The sequence below is a fragment of the Thalassospira sp. Z349TD_5 genome (assembly GCF_056173045.1).
Genome location: NZ_CM149654.1, coordinates 4,313,418 through 4,335,170, shown reverse-complemented (window position 1 = coordinate 4,335,170; position 21,753 = coordinate 4,313,418). Strand labels below are relative to the sequence as shown.

Below are 21,753 nucleotides of genomic sequence, written 5' to 3'. Positions count from 1 at the left end.
TCGCTTTTATAAAGGCATGCCCCGAATGATCGGGACGACTGTTTTCGGCTTCGAAGGTGCGCAAATGCACCCGAAGGAGAATGATGCCGCCCTTTTATCGTGAAATGTTGCCAGTTCCAAGGGGATGCATATGCACCCTTGGTCGAAATTTAGACAAACTCTGGATTGCGTGCCAAGTTGTCATCTGTTTTTTGCTGCGATGCAGATGCGTTTTGGCCTGATGGCAGGAAGCGTTCGCCGTCGTTTAATAGGTGATCATTAAACAGTGACCAGTTGGAAACCGCACTTTCGGGACGGTTGGCATCCCGGCTGGCCGTTCCGCGTGCATGATACAAATGCAAAACTGGCGAGCAATATTCGACATTTTTGCGTTTCAAGCCAGATCGCAAAAGACGTAAAACGAAGTCGGAGTCTTCCCATCCGTGCCCTTCGTATGCTTCATCGAATCCTTGAATACGGTCGATATCGGATTTGAAAACTCCGAGATTGCAGGTCTGTGCTTTGCGCCAGCAGTCATGATGTTCCCAAAGCCAAGGCCCTTTGTGCGGCAGTCGGATGAACTGGAAGGGGCGATTGGTAAGCCCCATAAGGGCAAGCATCAAAAACCCACCACGAGGCCATTTATGAAAGGCCCATCGGCGCGCCAGAAGTGTCTTGGTCAGGCGCTTTTTGAGAAATACACGTTTGCCCGATACCAGACAGCCTGCTTGGGAGGCTTTGCGGTGACGGGTGACGAAGTCCGGCATGACGCAGCAATCGCCATCAATGAAGATGACAAGTTCGCCCGCTGCCATGGAAATCGCGCCGTTGCGGGCGTGGGCAACACGAAAACCGCTGTCTTCATGCCAGTAATGTTTGATCGGGATGGGGGATTTGGCAGCAAAATTCTCAATCACACGGGTGGTTTCACCGACTGATCCGTCATCGGCGATGATGATTTCGAAATTTCGATCATTCTGGTCGCCCAGAGAATTTAACACCATGGAAAGTGCTTCTGGCCAGTTATAGGTCGTAACGACGACCGACACCAAGGATGTCATCTTCCCCAAAGTACCCCATTTTTGTATCGGCGGGATTCGAATGTTTCCACAACCTTATTCTGCGCAAATCCTAACCTTTGATAGAGGGAAGGGCAATGGACAAATCGATTACAAAACCTTGCGCCGCGCAAGCGAAGCAGTTCTGGGATTGATCAGTTCGCGGATCCAGTTGGCGGCTTCGATGACGACCGGGTCTTTTTGTCGGGCCGGGCGGATCAGAAGGCGGTACCACCAGTGCGAAATGAAATCGGGGAAATTCAGCGCGACCAACTCACCGCGTTCGACATAATTGCGGGCAACGACATCGGTGCTGGCAACAATGCCCTGTCCGGCGCGTGCGGCTTCGAGCGCCCAGATATGGTGGCTGAAGGTCCAGCAATCAGTGAGGGAGAAGTGGGCGTCCTTGAACCATTGTTCGATCTGGGAGAACTGTTCACTGTCGCTGTCGATCAGCAAAATATCGCGCGGGCCCAACTGCCCGACATCAATTTTACAGGCATCAAGCCCGCGTTTTTCCAGCCATTCCGGGGCGGCAAAGGCAGTATAAACTTCGGGTGTCAAAAGTTCAGTGATCCAGTTTTCCGGACCCGGCAGGTCTTTGGGGGCGATTTGCAGGGCCAGATCAATCTCAAGCGGATCAAGGTCGTCATCAAATTCAATCTTGCGAAACTGGACCGGAATGTCTGAGGGTAGACGACCGCGCAGGTTATCAAGTTCGTACAGCAAAACCGTCAGGGCCGGGGTCGCCAGCGCGCCAATGCGGATGGCCTTGCCTTTATCGGGGCCGACTTCGCCGGTGATATCGGCAATGCCGTCCAGCGCCTCGGTCAGGCGCGGCAATAAAAGTTCGGCCGATTTGGTTGGGCTAAGGCCACGGCCCTTGCGGGTAAACAGCACCACGCCAAGGTTTTCTTCCAACTGACGCAGCTGATGGCTGATCGCACTTTGCGTGACATGCAATTCCTCAGCCGCCCCCTTGACACTTTGGTGGCGGGCGGTGGCTTCAAAGGCGACAAGTGCGCGGAGCGGTGGCAATTTGCGACGCATGGGGCATATCCGTCAGGGCTGATTTTTGCAGGGCTTTACTGTCTATCAGGATCGCTCGCGAAGTGGGGCAAAAAAATCTCAGCAATGGCTGAAAACTCCTCATTCGTATTTTGACAAGTTTGCAGGCAGGATCATCGCCATAAGGGTTTCCGGCCTGCTTTGCAAAAGATGTCTCCTTGCGCCACCACGCAGCAGTCTCCCCGGGATGCCGGAAACCCCCATTATCATTTTCACTCAGGAACGATCATGACCGAGACGCTGTTGCGCCTTAGCGGAAATGTCCGCGGTGTTTTGTGGATGACTGCGGCCATGGCATCGGGCGTTTGTGTCGATGTCTGTGCCAAGCTGGTCTCGCATGATGTGCCCACCGCACAAATCCTTGCGATGCGGGCGCTTACCACGGTTCCGGTTTTCCTGATCATTGTGATGTTTCTCGGCACACGTCTGGTGCGGACCAAACGCCCCATGGCGCATGTTGCGCGTGGGCTGTTGTGGTATGGCTCGTTGTTCTTTGTGTTCTTTGCCCTGCGTCAAATGAGCATCGCCGAGGTCAATGCCTATTTGTTTATCGAGGCCCTTCTGACCGTGCTACTGGCGGTGGTGATTCTGGGTGAAAAGCTGACGGCGCGTAAACTGATCGCGACCCTACTTGGACTGGTCGGGGTGTGGGTGATGTGCGCGCCGCGTATGGACGGCTTTGGCGTGCCACTTGGTGTCGGCGCGGCACTGATCGGGGCGTTTTGTTTTTCCGCCCAAACCTTGTTTGCCAAGGTGCTGACTCGCACGGAAACCAATTTTTCAATGCTGTTCTGGCCGCAAATCATTGCGGTGATCATCTGGGTGCCGATTGCCATCATCACCTGGCATCCGGCGTCTTTGGCCGATTGGCTGTATTCATCGGGTGCCGGGTTCTTTGCCATGATGACCAATTACATGGTGTTGCGTGCGGTGCGTGTGGCCGATGCCAGCGTGGTGTCGCCCGCAGCCTATACCGCGTTGCCGTTTTCGGTGGCCATGGATTTGATCTTTTTTGACATGCTGCCGATGCCGGTCATTTTCATCGGAGCGGGTATTGTTGTGCTGGCGGTGATGTTGCTTGATTACAAGGGTGGGGCCACACCGGTTGAGGTTGATGAGGCTGCCAGCCTCGGGGAGGAGGCTCCATCCCCGAAACCGGTTAGTGTCAAAACCTAAGGCTTATTACCTGCCATGTCGTGATGGGCGTGTGAATCATCGGGGGCCTGATCGCGTGGCGTCATGCCGTAATCGCGGATTACCCCGGCCACCCGAAGGCGGTAATCGGCAAAGACGCGGTTGCGGCCCTCATGCTGGGCCGCCCGGTGTTCGGCAACATTGCGCCATGCCTTGACTGCATCCTCATCGCGCCAGAACGACAGGGATAAAACCTTGCCCGGTGTGGTGAGCGAATTGAACCGTTCGATCGAGATAAAACCATCGATGTCTTGCAGAATCGGGAGCAGCTCGCCAGCGATGGCGAGATATTCGTCGTAATGCGCCTTATGCGGGGTGACTTCGAAAATCACGGCGATCATGGCTTGATAAGCTCCGTCTGCGGGCCAGCATGGGGTGTGGAGGCAATTTTCAGAAACTGGCGTTCTTCGCGCAGGATGAATTTTTCGCGCTGTGAAAATTCATAGTTCTCCTGACCCAGCGGATCGGCGGCTAGTTTTGCGCGATAGGCCTCATAGGATGCCAGATCGGGCAAATGATAGATACCATAGGCGGTCGAAACCGATCCTTCATGTGGTGCGAAATAGCCAACAAGGTCCGCCCCGCAGCGTGGAATGGCCTGCTCCCAGTTGCGGGCATATTCGATGAAGGCATCCTTTTTATAGGGATCAATTTCATAGCGGATGAAACAGGTGATCATGGTTCAGTCTTTCTTACTTTTTTGGGGAAGGAGATGCTTGTCGGAATGGGCGCGGAATATTGATGATGGCGACGCCGACAAGTGCGCAGAGGATACCGGCAACAGCCGGTGGACTTATGGTTTCGCCAAGTAATAGACTGCCAAGCAAAACGCCGATCCCGGCGCGTAGATAGCTTTGGCTGGCAACCCCGATGGAGCCGAGCGTACGCAAAAGCCGGAAATAGATCAGCAAGGCGATTGCCGTGCAAAAAACCGACAGAGCGAGTGTTGCAAGAATGGCGGTTGTTGATGGGGCCAATGTCCACGGACGGTCCAGTATCAGACTCGCCGGGATCAAAAAGATGCTGGCCCAGATCATGGTCGCAGCAGCGGTGACAGTGGCGGGCAGAGCGTTAAAACGTCTGCCATAGATCGCAGCCCCGGCATAAAGGATTGCCCCGGTCAGAACAGCGAGCTGACCGCCGACATGTTGTCCAAGGCCGGTAATGACACCGGGACCGACAATGAGAACCACACCCGCGAGGCCAAGACACGCGCCAACGAGACGGAGCAGATCAATCCGTTCATGGTGTGCAAGAAAGGCCGTGATCAGGAAGACAAAAATCGGCGATGTCGAGTTCAACACGCTCGCAAGGCCGCTATCGACATGTTGCTGCCCCCAGGCAAGGATGGTCCAGGCACCAAGACTGTTGAGAACCGACTGGATCAGCAACATGCCAAGAACCTTGCCATCGCGCGGAAAACGCTCGCCGCGCCACAACATGACGGCAAGAAGAAACAGCGATGCGATACCGACTCTGATCGCAATCAAGGTGATTGGCGGGATATCGGTTACTGCGATTTTGATGAACAGGTATGACGCCCCCCAAAGCAGGGCGAGTACAGCCAGCAAACCGATTTCAAGTGGCAGGGATGGTTTTGACGGCGTCATGTGGTTCTCCGGACTGGATACAATTCAGAACAGATAACCGATTGTTTGCAGTCAATGCTTCGACTAGCATCGAACTATGAAAGAAGGACCCGATATTGCCCGCGTGGCCGCTTTGCTTGGCGATCCGGCACGCGCAAATATGCTGACCGCCTTAATGGGCGGCAAAGCATTAACCGCAACCGAATTGGCACAGGAAGCCGGGGTAACACCGCAAACAGCAAGTTCACATCTGGCAAAACTTGAAGCCGGACAGATTGTGATCCCGCGCAAGCAGGGGCGGCATCGCTATTTCACGTTGTCTGGTCCCGATATTGTCGAGGCGCTTGAAGTCATGATGGGGATTGCCAATCGGGTCGGGCACAACCGGGTGCGTACCGGCCCGAAAGACCCCGAATTGCGTCGCGCACGGGTGTGTTACGACCATTTGGCGGGGGATATGGGCGTGGCGCTGTTTGACGGTCTGTCAAAACGCAAGCTTATCAAGACCGATTTGAATGGTGTGGCTCTGACCGATGCCGGGGTGGATTTTGCCAACGGGTTTGGCATTGATCTGGCGGCATTGCGCCAAAATCGCCGTCCGTTATGCCGTGAATGTCTGGACTGGAGTGCCCGACAATCGCATCTGGCTGGGTCGTTCGGGGCGGCGTTGCTGGATCGGTTTTACGATCTGGGCTGGGCTCGGCGGATGAACGAGTCGCGGATTGTCCGGTTCAGTGCCGAAGGGGAGCAAAAATTTCGCGAACTGGTTGGAGACTAAAGGTCAGCTTTTTAAAAGCGCATCGACAAAGGCGGGGACCAGTTCCGTTGCCGGGCCATAAGTGCCGTGGTCAAACAGGGTAGCACCTGTGCTCGGTTCAAGGTTGAGCTCGACCGTTTCGGCACCGGCTTCTTCATGGGCAACTTGAACAAATCCGGCCGCCGGATAGACATTGCCCGATGTGCCAATCGACATGAACAATCCGCAATCACCCAAAGCGGCATAGATGCGGTCCATCTCAAGCGGCATTTCGCCAAACCAGACGACATGCGGACGCAAGCCAGATGCCTTGCCACACGACGGGCAAACAGTTTCCTTGGCGAGGTCGTCTGCCCATGCGGTCAGAAGATCACAGTGATTACAGCGGATTTTAAGCAGTTCGCCGTGCATATGGATCAGGTTTTTTGATCCGGCCCGGCCATGCAGATCATCAATATTCTGGGTCACCAGCAAAACATCACCGGGCCATTCAATTTCAAGCCGGGCAAGCGCATGATGGGCGGCGTTGGGCTGGATATCCGAACCCAGAAGGGCTGCGCGCCGGTCATTGTAAAAATGATGGACCAGATCGGGATTATTGACAAAGGCGTCGGGGGTGGCGACGTCAGAAATATCATATTTCGCCCAGATTCCATCGGGATCGCGGAATGTGTGCAGCCCGCTTTCCTTTGAAATGCCAGCCCCGGTCAGAATGACAATCGGGGCGTCCTCATCGCGCAGGATGTCAATCAGGTCGGGACGAAGTGGCATGGGGAGGTGTCCTGTCGGGTTGGCAATCAATGTTTTTCGCGGGCATGACGACTGTAGAGGGATTCAGAGTAACCGTCTTGAGAGAGTACGTCATTCCCGCGAAAGGCGGGAATCTCTGTGCGTCTAGACTCAAAACGGCCCCGCCAAGTCTGTCTGGCAGGGCCGTTGATAAACCCGATCCGCTAAAACCGGTTTATTTTGGTGCTGTCGTGCTTAGGCCGAGGTATCGACATTCCCGCCCGGAGTGTCGTCCTTGGGTGCTTGCTCAGCAGCCGGGTTTTTGGTCACACCGACCATGGCAGGGCGCAGCAAGCGGCCTTTGAGCATATAACCGGCCTGCATGACCTGTGCGACGTGCCCGTCCGGATATTCCGGGTTCGGCATTTCAAACACGGCCTGATGTTTGTTGGGATCAAGTTTTTCACCAAGCGGTTCAAGCTTTTCAACGCCGTTCTTTTCAAGCGCCTTAAGAAGCGTCTGTTCGGTCATTTCAACGCCTTCAAACAGCGTTTTCATCGCCGGATCGGCATTGGAAGTGTCGCCAGCAGCATCAAGGGCGCGGCGCAGGTTATCCCCAACATCAAGAAGCTCACGGGCAAATTTGGTAATTGCGTAGTTGCCAGCGTCCTCGACATCCTTTTTGGCGCGGCGGCGGGTGTTTTCCACCTCGGCGGCCTGACGCAACAGGCGGTCTTTCAGTTCGGCAACTTCGGCTTCAAGGGCGGTGATCGGATCCTCGATCACGACATCTTCGTGCTCAGCCGCGTTCGCCTCTGCTGCGATATCTTCGGCTGCGGCTTGCTCTGCATTTACATCGTGCAGATCGTCCGGGGTGTTTTTTGCGGTTTCCGACATGGCTAACCTATGTACTTTCACGTTAGTGCGGCCTGACACGCAGCGCCGCGATTTATCCAATCAGTTGACCGACCAGTTTGGCGGTGTAATCGACCAGCGGAATGATCCGGGCATAATTGATCCGGGTTGGTCCGACAACCCCGATTGCGCCCACAATGCTGCCTTCGGCGTTTTGATAGGGCGAAATCACCATCGAAAGGCCCGATCCACCGAATAATTTGTTTTCCGACCCGATGAAAATCTGAACACCCTGGGCGTCCGTTGTCACATCGAGCAGTTCGATCATCTGATCGCGGGCCTCAAGCACGTTAAACAGGCGGCGCACGGATTCAAGCTGTTCAATCGTATCGATATTTTCCAACAGCTGGGATTGACCCTTAACAATCAGGGACGATCCCTTGATCCCGCCAGCCCATGTTGCAAGGCCTGCATCAATCAATCCGGCTGAAAGGTCGTCAAGCTCCTGGCGCAACTGATCACGTTCCTGGGTGATCAACAGGCGCGCATCGTCAAGAGTCTTTCCAGCCAACCGGCTATTTAGATAATTCGCGGCTTCTGTCAATGCCGAACCGGGCAAATCTGTTGGAACATCAAGGATTCGATTTTCAACGTTGCCGTTCTGCGACACCAGTACAGCAAGAACCTTGCCCGGTGAAAGCCCAACAAATTCAATCTGTTTGAGCCGCAATCCATCGGTTTTGGGGGCGACAACAAGCCCGGCACAGCGCGACAGCCCCGATAACATGGTGGTGGCTTCGCCCAGCATCTGATCAAGCGAATAACCGGCCTGTTCGCAATTTTTGGTCAGTTGATCGCGTTCGGCATTGGGAAGGTCACCGACCTCCATCAGTGCATTCACAAAAAGACGAAGGCCCTTTTCACTGGGCAACCGTCCGGCCGAGACATGCGGGGCCACCAGCAATCCCATGTCTTCAAGGTCAGACATCACATTGCGAATGGTCGCCGCCGACAGGTTTTCAGACATCCGGCGTGCAATCGACCGTGACCCGATGGGTTCGCCGGTTGCGACGTAGGCATCAACGATCTGGCGGAACACTTCGCGTGTCCGCACGTTCATATCGCCAAGTAGGGTGTCGTCGAAATGCGCCATTTTCTGTGTGTGACCATAGTTTGCGCAAGATTGCGTCAAAAGGTGATACGAATTTAGTCAGCCCAAGTCCAACCGTCAATCGCACCGGATTTGCAGTGAGAAGCGCAAGGGTACCATCAATCAAGTACTTAGTTTCAAAACCCGTCAAAGCGCAATGCGAATCGCGCCAATTATCACGGGGAAACTGCTGGACCTTTGGCGGGTGTCATCTTACTTTGGGCGAAATTTCAGATTATTCGCGTTGGTCGCCAAGGCCAGTGCCGTACAGACAAACAAGAGGTTCCCACTCATGCGCCCATCCGGCCGTACCCAAGATCAGCTTCGCGACGTTTCGATTGAAACCGGCATTTCTAAATATGCCGAAGGGTCATGCATGATCAAATTTGGCGATACCCATGTCATTTGTACGGCAACGGTCGAGGATAAGGTGCCGGGCTGGATGCGCAATTCTGGCAAGGGCTGGATCACCGCAGAATATGGCATGCTGCCACGTGCGACTGACAGTCGCATGAACCGTGAAGCTGCGCGCGGTGGTCAGTCGGGCCGGACTCAGGAAATTCAACGTTTGATCGGGCGTTCGATCCGTGCGGTGACGGATATGAAGGCCATGGGCGAAATGCAGATGCGCCTTGATTGCGATGTCATTCAGGCCGATGGCGGCACGCGCACCGCATCGATCACCGGGGCGTATGTTGCCGCCCATCTGGCGTTTCAGGGTGTGCGTCGCCTTGGCCTGCTTAAGGAAATTCCACTGACCCAGCCAGTCGCAGCCATTTCGTGCGGCATTTATAACGGCAACGCGGTTCTTGATCTTGATTACGCCGAAGACAGCAATGCCGGGGCCGATGCCAACTTTGTTCTGGCTGGCAATGGCGGCATTGTAGAAGTGCAGGCCACCGCCGAAGACGTGCCGTTTGATCGTGCAGCGTATGATCAGATGTTTGCGCTGGCTGAAAAAGGCTGCAAGGAATTGTTTGCGAAACAGCGCGAAGCTCTCGGCCTCTGAACATGCCGGTCTTCGTTCCATGCCGGGCTGCAAATGGATGGTTCCTGCGCTTCCGGTGCTCACGTACTTAACGTACGCTGCGCGCCGGTTCTCAAAACCAGCCATTTTCGCCACGGCATAAAACGAACCTCGCCACGCTCATCTTTCGACTATCTCGATCTTTCTCTATTGAAAATCTTCAGGCAAGAACATGGCCCGTCGCTTTACGGAAAAAAAACTGGTTATCGCCAGTCACAACAAAGGTAAAATCAAGGAAATCGGTGACCTTCTCGCACCCTTTGGGATTGAAGTGTTTTCGGCCGGTGACCTTGATCTTCCCGAACCCGAAGAAACCGAAAAGACCTTTATTGGCAATGCGCAGCTAAAATCGACTGCCGCGGCCAAGGGGGCGAACCTTCCGGCCCTTGCCGATGACAGCGGGCTTGCGGTATCCGCCCTTGATGGGGCGCCCGGTATTTATTCGGCGCGCTGGGCCGGGCCGGACAAGGATTTTGATATGGCGATGGAAAAGGTCCAGAACGGGATCGGCAGCCATCCGGATCGCCGGGCATCGTTTATCTGTGCGCTGTCACTCGCGTGGCCTGATGGGCATGTTGAGAATTTCGAAGGGCGGCTTGAAGGCGACATTGTCTGGCCCAAACGCGGCCGTCATGGATTTGGCTATGACCCGATTTTCCAGCCCAAGGGATATGATCAAACCTTTGGCGAAATAGAGCCAGCCATAAAGCATGAAATGAGCCACCGGGCCGATGCGTTCGCGCAATTGGTTGCGGCCTGCTTTAAATAAGCTTTGTTCAGGTCATTGCCCTGCATCGAACATATGCACGCATCGCTGATGTCATGATCGGCGGTGCGTGTTAGTTTATCGGCCAACATTCCCGTATTTGAAAAGAATTTCGCGTGTCCGCAACCTCCGCCGAAACCGTGCCGTTTGGCATTTATATCCATTGGCCGTTTTGCCTGTCGAAATGCCCCTATTGCGATTTCAACAGCCATGTTGCCAACAGTGTTGATCATGTACGCTGGCGCAAGGCATTGCGCGCCGAACTGGCGGCGGGTGCCGCCCGCCATCCGGGGCGGACGGTGGGGTCGGTGTTTTTTGGGGGTGGCACGCCGTCGCTGATGGATCCGGAAACTGCGGGTGCGTTGATTGATGACATCAAGACGTTCTGGAACGTGACCGATGATATTGAAATCACGTTGGAAGCCAATCCGGGGACGGTTGAAATCGACCGGTTTTCGGCCTTTGCCGCCAATGGCATTAACCGGGTGTCGATTGGCATTCAGGCGCTGAATGACCGTGACCTCAAATTCCTTGGGCGGTTGCACAGTGCTGAGGAAGCCATGCGGGCGCTGGATGTTGCGACATCGGTGTTTGACCGGTTTTCGTTTGACCTGATCTATGCCCGTCCGGAACATGATCCCAAGGCGTGGCGTAAGGAGCTCCGCGAGGGACTTGCGATCGCCAATGGGCATATTTCGCTCTATCAGTTGACGATTGAGCCGGGCACGCAGTTTTATACCCTGCATCAGCGCGGTGAGTTGGTCGTCCCCGACGAAGACCTTGCGACCGAGCTTTATGAGATTACGCAGGAAGAAACGCAGGCGGCTGGTTATGGCTGCTATGAGGTGTCCAATCACGCCAAGCCGGGGCAGGAAAGCCGCCATAATCTGGTTTATTGGCGCTATGGCGATTATCTTGGTATCGGTCCCGGTGCGCATGGCCGCGAAGCGATCATTCAGCCAGATGGCAGCACAGTCCCGACGGCAGTGCGCCGCCACCGGGCGCCTGATATCTGGCTGGACCGCGTGGAAAAGGCCGGGAACGGCACACAGGAAGAAACCGTGCTTGAGGCCAAGGAGCGCCTGCTTGAAATGGTGATGATGGGCTTGCGGCTTAATGAAACCATTCCAGCAGCCCGGTTTGAGCGGATCATTGGCAAAGGCCCGCGCGATGTTTTGGATAATGCGCGGCTTGAAACCCTGATCGGATCGGGGGATTTGATTTGTGATTCGGCCGGGCTTCGCACCACTGATCAGGGACGGAACCGTTTGAACGGTGTATTGGGCTACTTATTCGACCCTGCAGCGTGATGTAAGCAGACGGCATTAAAATGCCCAAAAACCCATGAAAACCGTGATGTTTCCGATATGGAACGGGCATCAGCCGCGTGCCGTGGAAACTTGCGCGGTTTAGTTTCATCAAACCATCAAAAAGGTGGTTGACACTTCAAGCTGACCGCGTATATTCCGCCCCGTTCCAGCGCATAGCGTCGGAACAAAACCACAAGCCCCTATGCCCAGGTGGCGGAATTGGTAGACGCGCTGGCTTCAGGTGCCAGTGGCCGAAAGGTCGTGGAAGTTCGAGTCTTCTCCTGGGCACCATACCCCAGCACATTTCTGATGTGCTGGGGTATTGTCGTTTTAGGGTTCATATTGCATCAATATGCTTGTGGTGCGTCGATAATCAGAGGTTGCATGGTTGACTGAAATCTTCAAATAAGTTGTACTTATATAATATAATAATTATGTTGCGCCATATTGAAAAGATGAGCAGTCAATGTTTTCAAAACGCTTGCCGCCTTGGATATTGTCTTTTGTTCGATTTGTTCCGAGAGCTCTTTCTGTTTCTGGTCCCCAAGATGTTTTGGCGTATTTCGGTATTGCTGCAATCATTTGGGGGGCATTCTGGCTGGATGAAGCAGAAAAAAGACGAAGTAAAATAGAAGAATTTCATGCCTTTAACCCAAAATTCGAATTGGAATTTGAGTTTCCGATTGCTCAATACATTGATGACAGCGGTAATCATGTTACAGAATTAAAGGCTAAGTTGACGAATAAAGGTAATATTCCAATATATGCTAATGTTTACACCTCTGCATCAATCGCTTTCTCAGAGAAAAAAGGTGTGGGTACATCAGCATCAAATATTGAACACTCCACCACTGGTTCTATTGTAAATATTAATGATCAATTAAACATAAATTCAAAATTTACAGAGAACGATAGTGAAAATATAAAATATAGTTGTACGTATATATTCTACAAAATAAACCCTGTATTTAATGAATACTATAGAAAATTTTTTCCTAATATTGAGACAGAAAAATTTTCTAGCTTTTACAGTAGAATACTCTCCAACAGATGGAATGCTCCAAAGGAATTCAACGCTTGGGATAAATGCAATGCAATTAAGAGACCCTCGTTGGTTGCCGTTGTCGATAATCTGATTTCTAAAGGTAACTATTCCAAAGCAGCTGAAATAATTGTTGCATATAACTCAACACACCCTTCTTCAATGCTTATTAATTGGGACGACTATCCTGTCCTGTCTGACTTAAAGAGGAAGCTTATAGGGGAGAATTGAACCTCTGTAATTGTTCAAATGGCACGACTTTTGCGTCGCGGCGCGCAGTTTGCTGTGTTAAGAACAGGCAAATCATGACATTTGGAGCACCGCGATGACCAATTTCCTCCATCTCGGCGATCTGCCGGGCGACCTTGACCTTGGTAAGGTTGTCGCCATTGACAGTGAGACCATGGGCCTTAATCCGCATCGCGACCGTTTGTGTGTCGTGCAATTGTCGAGCGGTGATGGCGATGCCCATCTGGTCAAGTTTGATGGGGAAGATTACAGCGCGCCGAACCTTAAAAAATTGCTGGCTGATCCAAGCGTTTTGAAGCTGTTTCACTTCGGGCGTTTTGACATTGCGGTGATGGACAAATACCTCGGTGTGCGCTGCGCGCCGGTTTATTGTACCAAAATCGCCTCCAAGCTGATCCGCACCTATACCGACCGTCATGGTCTGAAAGACCTGTTGCGCGAGCTGGTCGGGGTCGAAATTTCCAAGCAGCAGCAAAGTTCTGATTGGGGGGCGGCTGAGCTCTCCAAGGATCAGATCGATTATGCGGCGTCGGACGTTTTGTATTTGCATAAAGCCAAGGAAGAGCTGGATCGTCGTTTGGCACGCGAAGGGCGCACCGAACTGGCGCAGGCCTGTTTTGACTTCCTGCCAACGCGCGCGACGCTGGATCTTTCGGGCTGGGACGAAACTGATATCTTTGCCCACTAGTTTTCTGACCGCCTGCAGATATTTGCATATCGGTTAACCGCCTGTGAATGTCGGATGTGCTAGGCAATTGACCCCCGCACCGGGCAGGTTCATAGTTTTGGCAAAATGGCCGTGCATGTTGGTCAATGCGCCTGATGTTCCGGGCGGGAAACGCAAACAAGAAACAGATGACAGTGACCCCAGAAGCCAAACAAAACGCCTCACAAAATGTCGGACATACCCCTGCACCTGCTTCCAGTGCCGATCTTGCAGTGGCGCGCCGGGTACTTGAGATCGAAGCAACTGCCTTACACGAACTGGCCGAATCGCTTGATGGTGCTTTCTGTGCGGCGATTGACCTGATTGAGGGGCTTAAAGGTCGCCTTGTGATCACCGGGATGGGCAAAAGCGGTCATATCGCCAAGAAGATTGCCGCGACCTTTGCCTCGACAGGCACACCATCGTTTTTTGTCCATCCGGCCGAAGCCAGCCACGGTGATCTTGGCATGATCGGCAAGGATGACGGGGTTTTGGCCCTGTCCAATTCCGGTGAAACCCCGGAGCTTTCCGATATTATTGCCTTTACACGACGGTTTAATGTGCCGCTGATCGGCATGACGCGCAAACCGCACAGCTCGCTTGCGATGCAAAGCGACTGCCCGCTGGTGTTGCCTGCAAGCCCGGAAGCCTGCCCGAACAAGCAGGCGCCGACGACCTCAACCACCGCGATGCTGGCCTGTGCCGATGCGCTGGCGGTGACCTTGATGGAGCGGCGTGGCTTTTCCGCCGAAGATTTCCGCACATTCCATCCCGGCGGCAAACTGGGTCAGCGGTTGCTGCATGTTCGTGATGTTATGCATCCAGCCGACAGCCTGCCGCTGATAGCCAAGGATGCCCTGATGTCCGAGGCGCTTGTGACCATGACCAGCCATTCGTTTGGCTGTGTCGGGGTACTTGGGGATCGCGGTGAGCTGATCGGGATTGTGACCGATGGCGATTTGCGCCGTCACATGGCCAATAATATTGTGGCGATGAAGGTGATGGATGTGATGACGGCAGGGCCGAAGGTGACAAGTGAAATGGCGCTGGCGGTCGAAGCGCTTGCCATCATGAATGATCGCAGCATTACCGCCTTGTTCGTGCTTGATGAGGCGCAAGTGCCTGTTGGACTGGTCCATATCCATGATCTGCTGCGGTCGGGGGTTGCCTGAGCATGGCCGAGGATCGGGCGCAAAAGGCTGAGAAAGCGGCGCGTGACGCACGCAGCCGTGACCGACTTCCGTCCGGGCGGCGCGATGTACGGATCAATCCGTTTCGCCGGATCATTGTGACGTCGCTTAAACTCGTTTTGCCATTGATCGCGCTTACCCTGATGGCGTTGGTGGTGTTATGGCCGCAGATCGAACAGGTTCAGGACAGTGGGTTTCGTCTTGGTTTTTCGACGTCTCCTGAGGATTTGATGGAAAATGTTGCCATGTCCAACCCGCGCTTTTTCGGTGTGGACGGCAATCGGCAGCCTTTTACCGTCACCGCACAGGAAGCCATCGAAAACCAGGCCGATGACGGTCACGATGATCATGTTTACCTTGATACCCCACAGGCCGATATCACGCTTGAAGACGGTTCGTGGATTGCGCTGACGGCCAATGAAGGGTTCTATACCGAAACCGATGGTGTGCTTGATCTGGTCGGGGCGGTGAATATGTACCACGATAACGGGTTTGAAATTCACACCCAGAAAGCTGAAATCGAAATGAACGTTGGCAATGCCAGCGGATCGGTTCCGGTTGATGGGCAGGGGCCGTTTGGCACGATCAAATCGGATTCCGGGTTTGAACTGGAAGACAAAGGGGCGGTCATCCGCTTTTTGGGGAACGCCAAAATGGTGATTTTCGATAGTGCATTGAAAGGGAAGTCATGATCGCAACGGCGCGTTTGGCCCGCACACAGGCAGCCGCAGGGCGTTTATTGGCAACGGCCCTTTTGGTCGGAAGCATTGTGGGTGCAAGCACCCTGATGCAGGCCGCCGTGATGCAACAGGCACATGCCAATCCGCTGGGGCTGGCACAGAACGGCAGTGGCGGGCTTGAGGTTGAGTCTGACAACGGCATTGAATGGCGCCGCAATGAGCAAATCCTGATTGCGCGCGGTAATGCGGTGGCCAAACGCGGAACATCGCGGGTCGATGCCGATGAATTGCAGGCATTATATCGGGATCGCGATGGCAACAGCGAGATTTACCGCATCATTGCGACCGGCAACGTCAGATTGTCATCTGATACCGATGTCGCGACCGGCGATAAGGCGGTTTACGATATTGATCAGGCGGTTGTGGTATTGACCGGTGAAAACCTGAAATACCAAACCCCGAAAGAAACCCTGACGGCGGAAGAAAGTCTGGAATATTGGGAAACCGACCGGATTGCGGTGGCCCGTGGCAATGCGGTTGCGGTTGCCGAAGACCGGACATTGCGGGGCGATACATTGACTGCACGGTTCGAGCCGGGCGAAGGCGGGACCAACGAATTACGCCGCATCGACGGCGACGGCAATGTAACAATCCGCACACCAAACGACTTTGTCGTTGGTGATCAAGGGGTTTATGATGCTAAAACAGGTATCGCTACTTTGATCGGATCAGTTAAGATTACGCGCGGCGAGAACCAGTTGAACGGGGATCGCGCGGTTGTTGACCTGAATACCGGCATCAGCCGCCTGACGACCAATGGCACAGGTGGTAGCAAAAACCGTGTCCGGGGCCTTCTGATCCCAGAAAAAGACGAAAAAGACGAAAAAGACGGCCCGGCAGACGCCGGGACAGAAAATTGAGGAAAGGTCGGTAATTTGTTCTGGTCGCGCAAAGGCGTAAAATCCGACACATCAAACGGACAGGCTACATCTTCTGTGGATGGCGGGCCGCGTTTGGTGAGCGCGAACAAGGGGCTGGTGGCGCATAATCTTGGCAAAAGCTTCAAGAAACGCCCGGTTCTCAAAGACGTGTCGATGTCTGTGCAGCGCGGTGAGGCGGTTGGTCTTTTGGGGCCAAACGGTGCGGGCAAGACGACAAGTTTTTACATCATTACCGGGCTTATTGCTTCTGATCGCGGGTCGATTTCATTGGACGGTCGCGACATTACATCGATGCCGATGTATCAGCGCGCGCGTCTTGGCATTGGTTATTTGCCACAGGAAGCATCGATTTTCCGCGGCATGACGGTCGAACAAAATATCATGGCCGTGCTTGAGGTGGTCGAAGATGACCGCATCAAACGCGAACAGAACCTTGAAGACCTTTTGGCAGAATTTGCCATCGAGCATTTGCGCCGCACACCGGCATTGGCATTGTCGGGCGGGGAACGCCGCCGTTGCGAGATTGCACGTGCGCTTGCGGCCCATCCGAACTTTGTTCTTCTGGACGAACCGCTGGCCGGGATTGACCCGATTGCCGTGGGGGATATCCGTGATCTTGTACGTCATCTGAAAGATCGTGGCATTGGGGTCTTGATTACTGACCACAATGTGCGCGAGACTCTCGACATTATTGACCGGGCATATATCTTGCATGATGGCCGGGTTTTGATGGAAGGTGGTCCCGATGAAATCGTTAGAAATGACGATGTTCGCAGGGTTTATCTGGGCGATCGTTTTAGCCTGTGACCATTTCTTGGGGGGAATCGGATTGACACGGGGTAGTGCATAAATGGCCCTGAAGGCGCGGCTTGATCTTCGCCAGTCCCAGTCTCTTGTCATGACGCCGCAATTGCAGCAGGCGATTAAGCTGTTGCAATTCAACAATATTGAACTTTCCAATTTCATTGACAGTGAGCTGCTTGAGAATCCGCTGCTTGAACGCGCGGACCCGGGGCAGACGTATGCCGAATCGGGCGATAGCGCGGTCGGCAATGGTGACGACGGGATTGATCAACGCACCAGCGACAATTTCACCGATCGTGATGACCAGTTCGGCACCGACCGCCTGACTGCCAGTGAAACCATGGGGGCGGGTGACAGTCCGCTCGATGTCGCCAGCGACGCGCTGTATGACGGCGAGGGCGAGATTTCCCAAAATGGTGCGCCTGTTTCGGGCAGCCATGACTATTCCGCCCCCTATAGTGGCGGTGCGGGCGGTGGTGGCGGTTCAGGTGGGGGCAGTGGTGATGAGCTGCCCAGCCTTGAACAAACCCTTGCCGATGAAGCAACGCTTCGTCAGTCGCTTGATGATCAGCTCAACATTGCATTTGCCGATGCAAGCTCACGCATGATCGGCAGTTATCTGATCGATATGCTTGATGACAATGGCTATCTCAGTGGGGAACTTGAGGAGGTGTCATCCTCGCTTGAGTGCGACCTTTCGGATGTGAAGCATGTTCTGTCGGTGATGCAGGGATTTGACCCGGTCGGGATTTTTGCCCGCGGTCTGGCCGAATGTCTTGAGCTGCAATTGCGCGATCTAAACCGGTTTGATCCGGCAATGGCCGCCCTTCTGGCCAATCTTGAATTGCTGGCGAAACGCGAATTTGACCGGTTGCGCCGAATTTGCGGTGTCGATGCCGATGATCTGCATGACATGATCGCCGAGATCAAAACGCTTGATCCGCGCCCCGGCCGCACGGCCGACGGTGAAGTGGCAACACCGGTGATCCCCGATGTTTTGATGCGCGCTGCGGGCAATGGCAACTGGCATCTTGAGCTGAATACCGATGCGCTGCCGCGGGTTTTGGTCAATGAGGAATATGTCGCGGAAATCGGGTCTGGTTTGCGTGACCGCGAAGAACGCGGCTTTATGAGTGAAAAACTGCAGACCGCCAACTGGTTGGTGAAGGCCCTGCATCAGCGTGCGACCACCATCATGAAGGTGTTGACCGAGATTGTCCGCCAGCAGGACGGGTTCTTTAGCCATGGGGTGTCGCATTTGCGCCCGTTGATCCTGCGCGACATTGCCGAGGCCATTGGCATGCATGAAAGTACGGTATCGCGGGTGACCAATGGCAAGTTTATGTTGACCCCGCGCGGGATGTTTGAACTGAAATATTTCTTCACCACGGCGATTTCATCATCGGTGGGCGGAGATTCATATTCGTCGGAATCAGTGCGTCACCGGATCAAGTCATTGATCGATATGGAAGATCCGAAAAAGATTTTGTCAGACGACAAACTGGTCGAACTTCTGCAAAAGGAAGGGATCGACATTGCACGCCGAACAGTGGCAAAATACCGCGAAGCGATGCGCATTGCGTCTTCTGTTCAGCGGCGTCGCGAAAAAAAATCACGTGCTTCCTAGCACTTTTTTACCAGAAAAATGCGCCATAAGGTGCTGTAATTTAAGGTAGAATACCCATATCTTGACTTGGCTATTACGAGGGAATATGGTGCGCCCACCTGATTGAGGGGCTCCAAACATCCATATGTACTGGGAAGTCACTCAAAGAGGGATAGGCGATCCATGCAAATTACGGTTATCGGTAAGCAACTTGACGTAGGAAATGCTCTTCGCGAGCACGTCGTCGAGACCTTGGACCCTGCGGTAGAGAAATATTTCGATCACGCGATCGAAGCCACGGTGACACTCACCAAACAGGCACATCTCTATCATACGCAAATTTCGGTCCATGTCGGCAAGGGCATGATGGTGCAGGCCAAAGCATCGGCGGATGAAGTTTATCCCGCCTTTGACGGAGCCTGCGACAAAGTGGCTAAGCAGTTGCGGCGCTATAAAAGGCGCCTGCGTGATCATCACGCCAGCCGGGACCATCATGAGCAGGCCCGCCTAGATGCGATCCACTATGTGATCGCGCAAGAAGACGATGATCATTCGGATGACACTCACGTAAATGGCTATGAACCAGTGATTGTTGCCGAAACGCCCGATCGCATTGATACGCTTTCTGTTGGGGAAGCGGTCATGCGGCTCGACTTGGGGGACATTCCGGCACTTATGTTCCGGAATGGCAAACATGGCGGATTGAATGTTGTGTACCGTCGTGCCGACGGAAATATCGGGTGGCTTGATCCAGCCGATGAGGAAGCCGGTGCAGCGTGACGGACGCGGATTCTGAGCCAAACAACGCAACGCGAAAAATGGACATATCATCTATTCTTACCCCGTCCGGGGTTATTCCGGCACTGCGGTCCGGTGCGAAAAAGGCTGTGCTTGAGGAACTTGCCGAGAAAGCAGCCGACGTTACCGGACGCGATGCAAGCGAGATTTTCTCTGTCCTGCTTGATCGTGAGAAACTAGGCAGCACTGGCGTTGGCGGTGGTGTCGCAATTCCGCATGGCAAGCTGAATGATCTTGATCGGCTTTACATGGTCTTTGCCCGTGCTCAGAACCCGATCGAGTTCGATGCAGTTGATGAGCATCCGGTGGATTTGTTCTGCATGTTGATTGCGCCCGAAGAAGCCGGTGCGGATCATCTGAAGGCGCTGGCGCGGATTTCCCGCCTGCTGCGCAATCAGGGCATGTGTGACAAGCTGCGTGGTGCAGGCTCTGCTGATGCGATCTATGCGCTGCTGACACAGGATGAGGCCGAACAGGCCGCCTGAAAAGGTCAGTGACCGGCGGGTAATCCCCGTACGCACAGATAACAGCCCAGAATTTAAAAAACCGGACGCCCGTTAAGGCGTCCGGTTTTGCTTTATGGACGATATGCAAGAGCGATCAGCTGTTTGACCATCAACCCTCAGCTTCGGCTGGCGTACGATCCTTGTTTGGGTTTTCCACATCGGTTAAACGGCCCGCCAGAACGACAAGGTACAATACCGGAATGCCGATGATGGCGGTGCCAATGAAGAACCAGCTGTATCCGACCGCATCAACAACCGTGCCCGAGAACCCGGCAAGGATCTTTGGAAACAGGGTCATGATCGAACTAAAGATCGCGTATTGCATGGCCGTAAAGGAAATATTGGTCAGGCCCGACAGATAGGCAATGAAGGCCGCCGTTGCCAAACCACCCGACAGGTTGTCGGCCATGATCACCACGGCAAACATGATGGTGTTTGCCCCCATATGGGCCATAAAGGCAAACAGGATATTGGTGATCGCCGAAAGTAACGCCCCGACAAACAGGATGCGCACAACCCCGTAGCGCACCGACAAAACCCCGCCCATGAAACTGCCGGCAATGGTCATGAACAGACCAAATGTTTTGGACACGGCGGCGATTTCTTCCTTGGAAAAGCCAAGGTCGGTGTAAAACACGTTGGCCATGACCCCCATGACGATATCGGCAATGCGATAGACGCCAATCAGGATCAGGATAATGATCGCGGCCTTGCCATAACGATCAATGAAGTCTTTTACCGGTGCGATATAGGTTTCACGCACCATGCCCGTCGGAGTGAGGCCGACCCGCGTGGTCAGCCAAGCGATCAGAATGGCAACGGCAATCGAAATCGCCAGTTTGAGAGTGCCGGCAATAAACCCGGCAAGCTCGCTGATCATGCCGCCATCGCGCAAGATGGCTTTGAGTGGGTCGGTGATGTCCCCGGCATAGAGATTGGCAAGGATGAAGGCGATGACCGTGACGGCAAACATCGCAAGAAATCGCACGTAATCGGAGGTTTCGTGGAAATACTTGCTGTCGATGCGGTTTACGGCCGGTTCACGGATCAATAGCGTTGTAATCACCCCGATACACATCGCAAGCGCCATACAGCCGTACGCCATTGTCCAGGCAAAGGGTTGGTAACTGCCTTCGGCTTCAAACAGCCCGGCAATGGTGAGCGCCCCGGCACCGGCAACGATCATGCCGATGCGATAGCCGCCAATATAGGCCGAACTCATCATGGCCTGAAGATCGGTATCGGCGGCCTCGATGCGATAGGCATCAATCACGATATCCTGTGTGGCCGAGGCAAAGCCAAGGGCAACGGCGGCAAAGGCCATCATGGTCAGGTTTTGTGCCGGATCGGTCAGCCCCATCCACAGGATGGCGCCGATGATGCACCCTTGGGCAATGATCAGCCAACTGCGCCGACGCCCCAGAATACCGTGCAGGACCGGGAAGGGTAGCCGGTCAATCAGTGGCGCCCAGACGAATTTGAACGAATAGCCAAGCGCTGCCCAACTGAAATAGGTCACGGTGGAACGATCCACACCCGCTTCGCGCAGCCAGATCGACAGGGTGGAGAAAATCAGAAGGATAGGAATGCCCGCAGACAAGCCCATAAACAGCATGGTGATGACACGTGGATGGATGAAGGCGCCAAAGGCCTCGCTCCAGCTTCGTTTTTCTGCGCTGTGCATCAATTTCCCCCGTTTGAATGCCACGTGGCCACAAAGTAGGGGAAACTGGTTAAGGAATGCCGAAA

Annotated in this window: 23 protein-coding genes and 1 tRNA gene; 15 read left to right on the top strand and 9 right to left on the bottom strand. The window is 54.0% G+C overall.

Going from position 1 to position 21,753, the window contains the following annotated elements; all coding sequences use genetic code 11:
* Positions 1-149: 149 nt before the first annotated feature.
* Positions 150-1,028 carry a glycosyltransferase gene (locus AC0VXT_RS19910; RefSeq protein WP_475546800.1) on the bottom strand — a complete coding sequence of 293 codons (879 nt, stop codon included), beginning with the start codon at positions 1,026-1,028 and terminating at the stop codon, positions 150-152.
* A 120-nt stretch (positions 1,029-1,148) separates the two neighbouring features.
* On the bottom strand, positions 1,149-2,087 hold the full coding sequence (locus tag AC0VXT_RS19905) for a LysR family transcriptional regulator (RefSeq protein ID WP_475546799.1): 939 nt from the start codon (positions 2,085-2,087) through the stop codon (positions 1,149-1,151).
* Between the two features lie 246 nt (positions 2,088-2,333).
* Here AC0VXT_RS19905 and AC0VXT_RS19900 point away from each other — a divergent pair, with 246 nt between their 5' ends.
* Positions 2,334-3,281: a DMT family transporter gene (locus AC0VXT_RS19900; protein ID WP_475546798.1), complete on the top strand. Its 948-nt coding sequence runs from the start codon at positions 2,334-2,336 to the stop codon at positions 3,279-3,281.
* On the opposite strand, the gene AC0VXT_RS19895 is transcribed toward AC0VXT_RS19900, so the two are convergent.
* Genes AC0VXT_RS19895 through AC0VXT_RS19885 form a run of 3 tightly spaced genes read right to left on the bottom strand, consistent with a single transcriptional unit; the run spans position 3,278 to position 4,909 of the window.
* On the bottom strand, positions 3,278-3,640 hold the full coding sequence (locus tag AC0VXT_RS19895) for an antibiotic biosynthesis monooxygenase family protein (RefSeq protein WP_475546797.1): 363 nt from the start codon (positions 3,638-3,640) through the stop codon (positions 3,278-3,280). The genes AC0VXT_RS19900 and AC0VXT_RS19895 overlap by 4 nt on opposite strands.
* Positions 3,637-3,978, bottom strand: coding sequence for an NIPSNAP family protein (locus tag AC0VXT_RS19890; RefSeq protein ID WP_475546796.1), 342 nt, complete (start codon positions 3,976-3,978; stop codon positions 3,637-3,639). Before AC0VXT_RS19890 ends, AC0VXT_RS19895 begins: the two co-directional genes overlap by 4 nt.
* 13 nt (positions 3,979-3,991) lie before the next feature.
* A complete protein-coding gene (locus tag AC0VXT_RS19885) occupies positions 3,992-4,909 on the bottom strand; it encodes a DMT family transporter (RefSeq protein ID WP_475546795.1) in 918 nt (305 codons plus the stop codon).
* Positions 4,910-4,985: 76 nt separating this feature from the next.
* Between AC0VXT_RS19885 and AC0VXT_RS19880 the strand changes: the two genes are divergently transcribed.
* Complete coding sequence (locus AC0VXT_RS19880; protein ID WP_102783640.1) at positions 4,986-5,666, top strand: ArsR/SmtB family transcription factor; 681 nt, start codon at positions 4,986-4,988, stop codon at positions 5,664-5,666.
* Between the two features lie 3 nt (positions 5,667-5,669).
* Here the strand turns inward: AC0VXT_RS19880 and AC0VXT_RS19875 are convergent, their stop codons facing one another.
* From AC0VXT_RS19875 to hrcA, 3 genes are all read right to left on the bottom strand, one after another.
* Complete coding sequence (locus tag AC0VXT_RS19875) at positions 5,670-6,416, bottom strand: NAD-dependent deacylase (RefSeq protein WP_475546794.1); 747 nt, start codon at positions 6,414-6,416, stop codon at positions 5,670-5,672.
* A gap of 213 nt (positions 6,417-6,629) precedes the next feature.
* Entirely contained in the window at positions 6,630-7,271 is a 642-nt protein-coding gene (gene grpE / locus AC0VXT_RS19870; protein WP_412777750.1) for a nucleotide exchange factor GrpE, read from the bottom strand.
* Between the two features lie 52 nt (positions 7,272-7,323).
* A complete protein-coding gene (gene hrcA, locus AC0VXT_RS19865) occupies positions 7,324-8,382 on the bottom strand; it encodes a heat-inducible transcriptional repressor HrcA (RefSeq protein WP_475546793.1) in 1,059 nt (352 codons plus the stop codon).
* 289 nt (positions 8,383-8,671) lie between these two features.
* Between hrcA and rph the strand changes: the two genes are divergently transcribed.
* The 13 genes from rph (at position 8,672) to ptsN (ending at position 19,983) form a co-directional block, all read left to right on the top strand.
* The gene (gene rph, locus AC0VXT_RS19860; RefSeq protein WP_101301498.1) at positions 8,672-9,388 is read left to right on the top strand and encodes a ribonuclease PH; all 717 of its coding nucleotides are present in this window, start codon (positions 8,672-8,674) and stop codon (positions 9,386-9,388) included.
* 190 nt (positions 9,389-9,578) lie between these two features.
* Positions 9,579-10,175, top strand: coding sequence for an RdgB/HAM1 family non-canonical purine NTP pyrophosphatase (rdgB, locus tag AC0VXT_RS19855; protein WP_101301500.1), 597 nt, complete (start codon positions 9,579-9,581; stop codon positions 10,173-10,175).
* Between the two features lie 113 nt (positions 10,176-10,288).
* Positions 10,289-11,482, top strand: coding sequence for a radical SAM family heme chaperone HemW (gene hemW / locus AC0VXT_RS19850; RefSeq protein WP_475546792.1), 1,194 nt, complete (start codon positions 10,289-10,291; stop codon positions 11,480-11,482).
* Positions 11,483-11,686: 204 nt separating this feature from the next.
* Positions 11,687-11,773 (top strand) — tRNA-Leu (locus AC0VXT_RS19845).
* Between the two features lie 175 nt (positions 11,774-11,948).
* Positions 11,949-12,755, top strand: coding sequence for a hypothetical protein (locus AC0VXT_RS19840; RefSeq protein ID WP_475546791.1), 807 nt, complete (start codon positions 11,949-11,951; stop codon positions 12,753-12,755).
* A 94-nt stretch (positions 12,756-12,849) separates the two neighbouring features.
* Positions 12,850-13,461: a ribonuclease D gene (locus AC0VXT_RS19835; RefSeq protein ID WP_475546790.1), complete on the top strand. Its 612-nt coding sequence runs from the start codon at positions 12,850-12,852 to the stop codon at positions 13,459-13,461.
* 167 nt (positions 13,462-13,628) lie between these two features.
* Complete coding sequence (locus AC0VXT_RS19830; RefSeq protein WP_475546789.1) at positions 13,629-14,651, top strand: KpsF/GutQ family sugar-phosphate isomerase; 1,023 nt, start codon at positions 13,629-13,631, stop codon at positions 14,649-14,651.
* Between the two features lie 2 nt (positions 14,652-14,653).
* Positions 14,654-15,361 (top strand): LPS export ABC transporter periplasmic protein LptC, encoded by a 708-nt coding sequence (gene lptC, locus AC0VXT_RS19825; protein WP_101301506.1) that lies wholly within the window; start codon positions 14,654-14,656, stop codon positions 15,359-15,361.
* Positions 15,358-16,269, top strand: a complete 912-nt coding sequence (locus AC0VXT_RS19820) for an LptA/OstA family protein (RefSeq protein WP_475546788.1) — start codon at positions 15,358-15,360, stop codon at positions 16,267-16,269. The genes lptC and AC0VXT_RS19820 overlap by 4 nt, the downstream gene beginning before the upstream one ends.
* 75 nt (positions 16,270-16,344) lie before the next feature.
* Positions 16,345-17,097: an LPS export ABC transporter ATP-binding protein gene (gene lptB, locus AC0VXT_RS19815; RefSeq protein WP_475548604.1), complete on the top strand. Its 753-nt coding sequence runs from the start codon at positions 16,345-16,347 to the stop codon at positions 17,095-17,097.
* Positions 17,098-17,140: 43 nt separating this feature from the next.
* A complete protein-coding gene (rpoN, locus tag AC0VXT_RS19810) occupies positions 17,141-18,721 on the top strand; it encodes an RNA polymerase factor sigma-54 (RefSeq protein WP_475546787.1) in 1,581 nt (526 codons plus the stop codon).
* Between the two features lie 162 nt (positions 18,722-18,883).
* Entirely contained in the window at positions 18,884-19,480 is a 597-nt protein-coding gene (gene hpf / locus AC0VXT_RS19805) for a ribosome hibernation-promoting factor, HPF/YfiA family (protein WP_022732863.1), read from the top strand.
* A gap of 38 nt (positions 19,481-19,518) precedes the next feature.
* A complete protein-coding gene (ptsN, locus tag AC0VXT_RS19800) occupies positions 19,519-19,983 on the top strand; it encodes a PTS IIA-like nitrogen regulatory protein PtsN (RefSeq protein WP_114096459.1) in 465 nt (154 codons plus the stop codon).
* A gap of 130 nt (positions 19,984-20,113) precedes the next feature.
* Here the strand turns inward: ptsN and AC0VXT_RS19795 are convergent, their stop codons facing one another.
* A complete protein-coding gene (locus AC0VXT_RS19795; protein ID WP_475546786.1) occupies positions 20,114-21,688 on the bottom strand; it encodes an AmpG family muropeptide MFS transporter in 1,575 nt (524 codons plus the stop codon).
* Positions 21,689-21,753 lie beyond the last annotated feature (65 nt).